This window comes from Stenotrophomonas pictorum JCM 9942 (assembly GCF_001310775.1).
In the GTDB taxonomy this organism is placed as follows: domain Bacteria; phylum Pseudomonadota; class Gammaproteobacteria; order Xanthomonadales; family Xanthomonadaceae; genus Stenotrophomonas; species Stenotrophomonas pictorum.
The window spans coordinates 1-5,570 of sequence record NZ_BAZI01000183.1 but is presented as its reverse complement, the minus strand read 5'-3'; the positions used below and the strand labels follow the sequence as shown (position 1 = coordinate 5,570).

Annotated in this window: 7 protein-coding genes, 3 tRNA genes and 1 pseudogene; 6 read left to right on the top strand and 5 right to left on the bottom strand. The window is 62.6% G+C overall.

From position 1 onward, the window contains the following. Positions 1-495, bottom strand: a 495-nt coding sequence (locus tag JCM9942_RS10170; RefSeq protein ID WP_054659441.1) for an RNA pyrophosphohydrolase, incomplete at its 3' end; no start/stop codon positions are given. Positions 496-614: 119 nt separating this feature from the next. Between JCM9942_RS10170 and JCM9942_RS10165 the strand changes: the two genes are divergently transcribed. The 3 genes from JCM9942_RS10165 (at position 615) to JCM9942_RS10155 (ending at position 986) form a co-directional block, all read left to right on the top strand. Continuing rightward, positions 615-691: transfer RNA gene (locus tag JCM9942_RS10165), tRNA-Met, on the top strand. Between the two features lie 31 nt (positions 692-722). Continuing rightward, positions 723-797: transfer RNA gene (locus tag JCM9942_RS10160), tRNA-Gln, on the top strand. A gap of 114 nt (positions 798-911) precedes the next feature. Then, a tRNA-Gln gene (locus JCM9942_RS10155) sits at positions 912-986 on the top strand. A gap of 165 nt (positions 987-1,151) precedes the next feature. Here the strand turns inward: JCM9942_RS10155 and rpsI are convergent. Both rpsI and rplM read right to left on the bottom strand, forming a co-directional pair. Beyond that, a complete protein-coding gene (gene rpsI, locus JCM9942_RS10150; RefSeq protein WP_005411311.1) occupies positions 1,152-1,544 on the bottom strand; it encodes a 30S ribosomal protein S9 in 393 nt (130 codons plus the stop codon). 2 nt (positions 1,545-1,546) lie between these two features. After that, positions 1,547-1,975, bottom strand: coding sequence for a 50S ribosomal protein L13 (gene rplM, locus JCM9942_RS10145; RefSeq protein WP_054659439.1), 429 nt, complete (start codon positions 1,973-1,975; stop codon positions 1,547-1,549). A 199-nt stretch (positions 1,976-2,174) separates the two neighbouring features. Here rplM and coq7 point away from each other — a divergent pair, with 199 nt between their 5' ends. Further along, positions 2,175-2,819 (top strand): 2-polyprenyl-3-methyl-6-methoxy-1,4-benzoquinone monooxygenase, encoded by a 645-nt coding sequence (gene coq7, locus JCM9942_RS10140; protein ID WP_054659437.1) that lies wholly within the window; start codon positions 2,175-2,177, stop codon positions 2,817-2,819. Between the two features lie 162 nt (positions 2,820-2,981). Here the strand turns inward: coq7 and JCM9942_RS10135 are convergent, their stop codons facing one another. Both JCM9942_RS10135 and speD read right to left on the bottom strand, forming a co-directional pair. Continuing rightward, complete coding sequence (locus JCM9942_RS10135; protein ID WP_054659435.1) at positions 2,982-3,296, bottom strand: DMT family transporter; 315 nt, start codon at positions 3,294-3,296, stop codon at positions 2,982-2,984. Positions 3,297-3,440: 144 nt separating this feature from the next. Further along, a pseudogene (gene speD, locus JCM9942_RS10130) lies at positions 3,441-4,234 on the bottom strand (adenosylmethionine decarboxylase). Between the two features lie 152 nt (positions 4,235-4,386). On the opposite strand from speD, the gene crp reads away from it, so the two are divergent. Together crp and JCM9942_RS10120 are read left to right on the top strand one after the other, a co-directional pair. After that, positions 4,387-5,076, top strand: coding sequence for a cAMP-activated global transcriptional regulator CRP (gene crp, locus JCM9942_RS10125; protein ID WP_054659443.1), 690 nt, complete (start codon positions 4,387-4,389; stop codon positions 5,074-5,076). Between the two features lie 259 nt (positions 5,077-5,335). After that, positions 5,336-5,570, top strand: a 235-nt coding sequence (locus JCM9942_RS10120) for a TSUP family transporter (protein ID WP_157722860.1), incomplete at its 3' end; no start/stop codon positions are given.

Genomic DNA, 5,570 nt, shown 5'->3' with positions numbered 1-5,570 from the left:
CGCCTGAATACCGCCCCCCGCCACCCCCTGCGCCAGCGGCGCCAGATGCCGCAGCGCACGCGCATAGACACCCCGCTTGAACATCACCACATGCTCGACTGGGTACCAGAAGTCCACCCAGCGCCAATGGTCGAATTCCGGGGTCTCGGTCAGGTCCAGGCGCACATGCGCTTCATCGCCGGTCAGACGCAGCAGGAACCAGACCTGCTTCTGGCCGACGCAGACCTGGCGCTCGTTATGGCGGATGGCCCTGGCGGGCAGCCGGTAGCGCAACCAGCCAGGCGTGGCCCCCAGCACTTCGACGTGCTCAGGCAACAGACCGGTTTCTTCCTGTAACTCGCGATACATGGCCTCGACCGGCGTCTCGTCGGTGTTCATTCCACCTTGCGGGAACTGCCAGCCATCCCGGCGCACGCGGCGTGCCCAGAACACCTGCCCATCCTCACGCATCAGCACAATGCCGACGTTCGGTCGATAGCCGTCCGGATCGATCACGATGCGGACTCCTGAAAAATCTACTGCAGCGACTCTGCCATGGCCGCCCTCAGGCCACAAGCACGGAAAAAACCTGTTGACATAGTCCGGCCGTCCAAGAATAATTGCGGGCTCCCTGAGGCTATGTAGCTCAGCCGGTTAGAGCACAGCACTCATAATGCTGGGGTCGGTGGTTCGAGTCCACCCATAGCCACCACAGGGAACAGAGAGGCAACTCTCGCAACCACAGCCCCGTCGCCAAGCGGTAAGGCACCTGACTCTGACTCAGGCATTCGGAGGTTCGAATCCTTCCGGGGCTGCCAGATACCAAAAAGGCCAGATCGAATGATCTGGCCTTTTTTTATTTATCAATGCCAGTCAAAACATGCGAAATCTGGCTTCCACACGCATGGCATGCGATAATCCGGCCCACACCTAGCCCCGTCGCCAAGCGGTAAGGCACCTGACTCTGACTCAGGCATTCGGAGGTTCGAATCCTTCCGGGGCTGCCAGATACCAAAAAGGCCAGATCGAATGACCTGGCCTTTTTCTATGCCCGACCCCACCCGCGCACCCACACTGCACCGACGCCAGAAACAACAAAAGCCCGGACGAGCCGGGCTTTTGCTTCGCAACCAGTCGGGCAACCGGAGTCGCCCGATCCAGAGCACTGGAAATCAGCGCTTGGAGAACTGGGTGGCGCGACGGGCCTTGTGCAGACCGACCTTCTTACGCTCGACTTCACGGGCGTCACGGGTCATGAAGCCAGCCTTGCGCAGCTCGGACTTCAGGGTTTCGTCGTATTCGACCAGTGCACGGGCGATGCCCAGACGGATCGCACCGGCCTGACCGGTGGTGCCGCCGCCAGCGGCGGTGACCAGGATGTCGAAGCTTTCGGTGTTCTTGGTCAGCTCGAGCGGCTGGCGCACGATCATGCGCGCGGTCTCACGACCGAAGAACTCGTCCAGCGGACGACCATTGACGGTGATGTTGCCCGAACCCTTGCGCAGGAACACGCGAGCGGTGGAGGACTTGCGGCGGCCAGTGCCGTAGTTTTGAGTGATAGCCATGATTAGATATCCAGAACCTGCGGCTGCTGTGCGGCGTGCGGATGCTCAGTGCCGGCGTAGACCTTGAGCTTGCGGTACATCTGGCGACCCAGCGGGCCCTTCGGCAGCATGCCCTTGACCGCGGTCTCGAGCACGCGCTCCGGATGACGCTCAAGCGCCTGAGCCAGATTCTCGCTCTTCAGGTTGCCGATGTAACCGGTGAAACGGTGATACATCTTGTCCTGCAGCTTGTTGCCGGTGACGGCAATCTTTTCTGCATTGATGACGACCAGGTAGTCGCCGGTATCAACGTGGGGGGTGTAAACCGGCTTGTGCTTGCCGCGCAGACGGCGGGCCAGTTCGGAAGCCAGACGACCAAGGGTCTTGCCGTCGGCATCAACGAGGTACCAGTCGCGCTGGACGGTCTCGTTCTTTGCAGTGAAAGTGCTCATAAAGAACTCTGTTAGGTCGGGCTCATTGCGGCGATGGACCACCGGAACTCTGCCACGCGTTGTGAAGGTGAAACGCAAGAGGCGGGATTCTACCAGCCGCAACGGGACTGCGCAACCTGGCAACCGGGCACATGCCTCCGCCTTGGCATACCCTGACCCAGCGGCGAGAATCGGGCATCCGCTTACCCGCCTGCAGCCCATGCCCACCGCACGTATACAGACACCCCTGGATCACCTGTTGACCGAAGCACAGCGTGCGCTGGACACGGTGTTCGGGAGTCCAATGGCTGTCCGGCCCAATCCCGCCGGTGACACACCCGAGGCGGCACTGGACCCGGACCAAGTCCGGCATGCGGCCGGACTGATGCGCATCAACCATGTCGGCGAAGTCTGCGCGCAGGGCCTGTATTTCGGGCAGGCCGCGGTTGCCCGCGACCCCGCCACGCGCGGCCATCTGCTCGCAGCGGCACAGGAAGAAACCGACCACCTGAGCTGGTGCGCCGACCGCCTGCACGAGCTGGGCAGCCGCCCCAGCCTGTTCAACCCGCTGTGGTACGCCGGCAGCTACACCATCGGCACCCTCGCCGGCCTGCGCGGCGATGGTTGGAACCTGGGCTTCGTGGTGGAGACCGAGCGCCAGGTGGAGGCCCATCTGGATGAGCATCTGCAGACCCTGCCGCCGGCCGACCAGCGCAGCCGCGCCATCCTGCAGGTGATGAAGCTCGACGAGGCCCGCCACGCCGAGCACGCCGAACATGCCGGCGCACGCAAACTGCCGTTTCCGATCCCGTCGGCGATGGCGCTGGCGTCCAAGGCAATGAAGGCCGTGGCTTACCGGCTCTGAGTGAAGCGCCCACGCGCTTGGATCCACCCCGGAAAATGTGCGGGCCACGGCATCCGGAGACGCCGACTACCCGACACTGCACCGGGCGGCGGCCAACGCATCCGGCCTTCCGGCGCACATCGGCCCTCCAGGAGCGCCGGCAGCCCAAACGGGGGCATCGGCTTAGGAGACCAGCTTCAAGCCGACCACACCGCTGACAATCAAGCCGATGCACAGCAGCCGCGACCACGATGCATCGTCGCCGAACAGCAGCACCCCGGCCACCGCCACGCCGACCGCACCGATTCCGGTCCATACCGCATAGCCGGTACCCACCGGGATGGTACGCAGCGCCTGGGTCAGCAACCACAGGCTGATCGCGGCAAGCACCACCGTCAGAACGCTTGGCCACAGACGGGTGAAGCCTTCGCTGTACTTCAGGCCCAGGGCAAACCCGATCTCGAATACGCCGGCCAGCAGCAGATAGATCCAGGGCATCACACAACTCCTCCACAAATCCAAAAAAAAACGGCGGCCCGATGTCTGCACCGGGCCGCCGTCGGCAATCGTCTGCATCCACTGCAGGGCGGGCCGTCCCGCCAGTTGTCACGGCAGCGGGCACGCCCGCCGCCGCGTTGAGACTCACTCGGCCAGGTTGCGGCCGTGGAACAGCTCCTCGATCTCACGACGCAGCAGCGCTCGATCTTCATGCGCTCCTTGAACGAGAGGTTCTTGGCCTTCTCTTCGAACAGGTACTGGTCCAGGTCGAAGTCCTTCAGGTGCATCTTGGTGTGGAAGATGTTTTCCTGATAAACGTTGACGTCGAACATCTCGTAACGCGACTTGATGTTCTTGGCCAGGAAGTTCTGGATCGAGTTGATCTTGTGGTCGATGTAGTGCTTCTTGCCCTTCACGTCACGGGTGAAACCGCGAACACGGTAATCCATGATCACGATGTCCGATTCCAGGCTCTCGATCAGATAGTTCAAGGCCTTCAGCGGCGAGATCACGCCGCAGGTGGCCACATCGATGTCGGCGCGGAACGTGGCGATACCTTCCTGCGGATGGGTTTCCGGGTAGGTGTGAACGGTGATGTGCGACTTGTCCATGTGCGCGACGACCGCATCGGAGATCAACTCCTTGCCGGCGGCCTTCTTGTCGATCACCGGTTCTTCGGAGATCAGGATCGTGACCGACGCCCCCTGCGGGTCGTAGTCCTGGCGCGCAATATTCAAGATGTTCGCACCGATGATCTCAGCGACATCGGTGAGGATCTGCGTGAGTCGATCGGCGTTGTATTCCTCGTCGATGTACTCGATATAACGCTGGCGCTCCTCTTCGGTACGCGCATAACAGACGTCATAAATGTTGAAGCTCAAGGCCTTGGTGAGGTTGTTGAATCCTTGCAACCTCAGGCGAGGCAACGGCTTGACCACGGCGGTCGATCCTGTAGATGGTGGGAAAGGTGGCGATTATGGGGCAAAGTCCCCCCCTGCGATACGTACCCACATTACCCCGGTTTGCCCGGTGGGGTCAGCGCCGCTAAGCTTGTCCGTTAAGCATGTTCATTCGTCATGTGAACGCCATCATGAGCCAAGGGAACGCCACCACCGTGTCCAACGCGCGCCTCGCCTCCAGCCCACTGGCTCTGGATATAGCCACCATCGAACGCTTTCTGGCCCACAGCCACCGGCGCCGCTACCCTACCCGGACCGATGTGTTCCGCCCTGGCGACCCGGCCGGCACCCTGTATTACGTGATCAGCGGCTCGGTCAGCATCATTGCCGAGGAAGACGACGACCGTGAACTGGTGCTGGGCTATTTCGGCGCCGGCGAGTTTGTTGGCGAGATGGGCCTGTTCATCGAATCGGACAAGCGCGAGGTCATCCTGCGCACCCGCACTCCGTGTGAATTGGCTGAAATCAGCTATGAACGCCTGCACCAGCTGTTCTTGGGGCCGCTGTCCACCGACGCCCCGAAACTGCTGTATGCCATCGGCTCGCAGATCTCCCGGCGCCTGCTGCATACCAGCCGCAAAGCCAGCCGCCTGGCGTTCCTGGACGTGACTGACCGCATCATCCGCACCCTGCACGATCTGGCCAAGGAGCCGGAGTCGATGAGTCATCCACAAGGCACCCAGTTGCGCGTGTCGCGGCAGGAGATCGCCCGGCTGGTGGGGTGTTCGCGTGAAATGGCCGGCCGCGTGCTGAAGAAGCTGCAGGTGGATGGCATCCTTCACGCCCGCGGCAAGACCGTGGTGCTGTACGGAACCCGCTGACACGCCTTCAACCATCGCGCCAGCGCCTGTGCGATCAGCGCGATGATCGCGGCATCCATCAAAAAAGCCCCCTCTCGACCGGGGGCTTTTGTCTGGGCGACACCGCTGCCCGGCGGCCCGGATGATCTGCTGGAACAGCGGCGGAAATACCCGCCCCTGTCCGCCCGACTTCCCCGCAGCCGGCCACCGCAGATGCCGGAGAACCGTTGCCGATGGAGCTTTCCTTGACCGCTCCGGACTCTGCCCGCAGGCTGGCGATATGGAATTTGGCAGCGAGTTCTACTGGTTCATCCTGATCGGGCTCGGTGCGCAGCTGGTGGACGGCGCACTTGGTATGGCCTTCGGCCTGATCTCCTCCTCCGTGCTGCTCAGCATGGGCCTGCCGCCTGCCGCGGTGAGTGCCAGCATCCACACCGCCGAGGTATTCACCACCGGCGCCTCGGGCGTCTCGCACCTGGTGGCCGGCAACGTCGACCGACGCCTGTTCCTGCGCC

What these genes read in the sequence shown, in the direction of transcription:
- rpsI (WP_005411311.1), bottom strand. Translation starts at nt 1,544, where the DNA reads ATGGCTATCACTCAAAACTACGGCACTGGCCGCCGCAAGTCCTCCACC.
- rplM (WP_054659439.1), bottom strand. Translation starts at nt 1,975, where the DNA reads ATGAGCACTTTCACTGCAAAGAACGAGACCGTCCAGCGCGACTGGTAC.
- crp (WP_054659443.1), top strand. Translation starts at nt 4,387, where the DNA reads ATGAGCCAAGGGAACGCCACCACCGTGTCCAACGCGCGCCTCGCCTCC.
- coq7 (WP_054659437.1), top strand. Translation starts at nt 2,175, where the DNA reads ATGCCCACCGCACGTATACAGACACCCCTGGATCACCTGTTGACCGAA.
- JCM9942_RS10135 (WP_054659435.1), bottom strand. Translation starts at nt 3,296, where the DNA reads ATGCCCTGGATCTATCTGCTGCTGGCCGGCGTATTCGAGATCGGGTTT.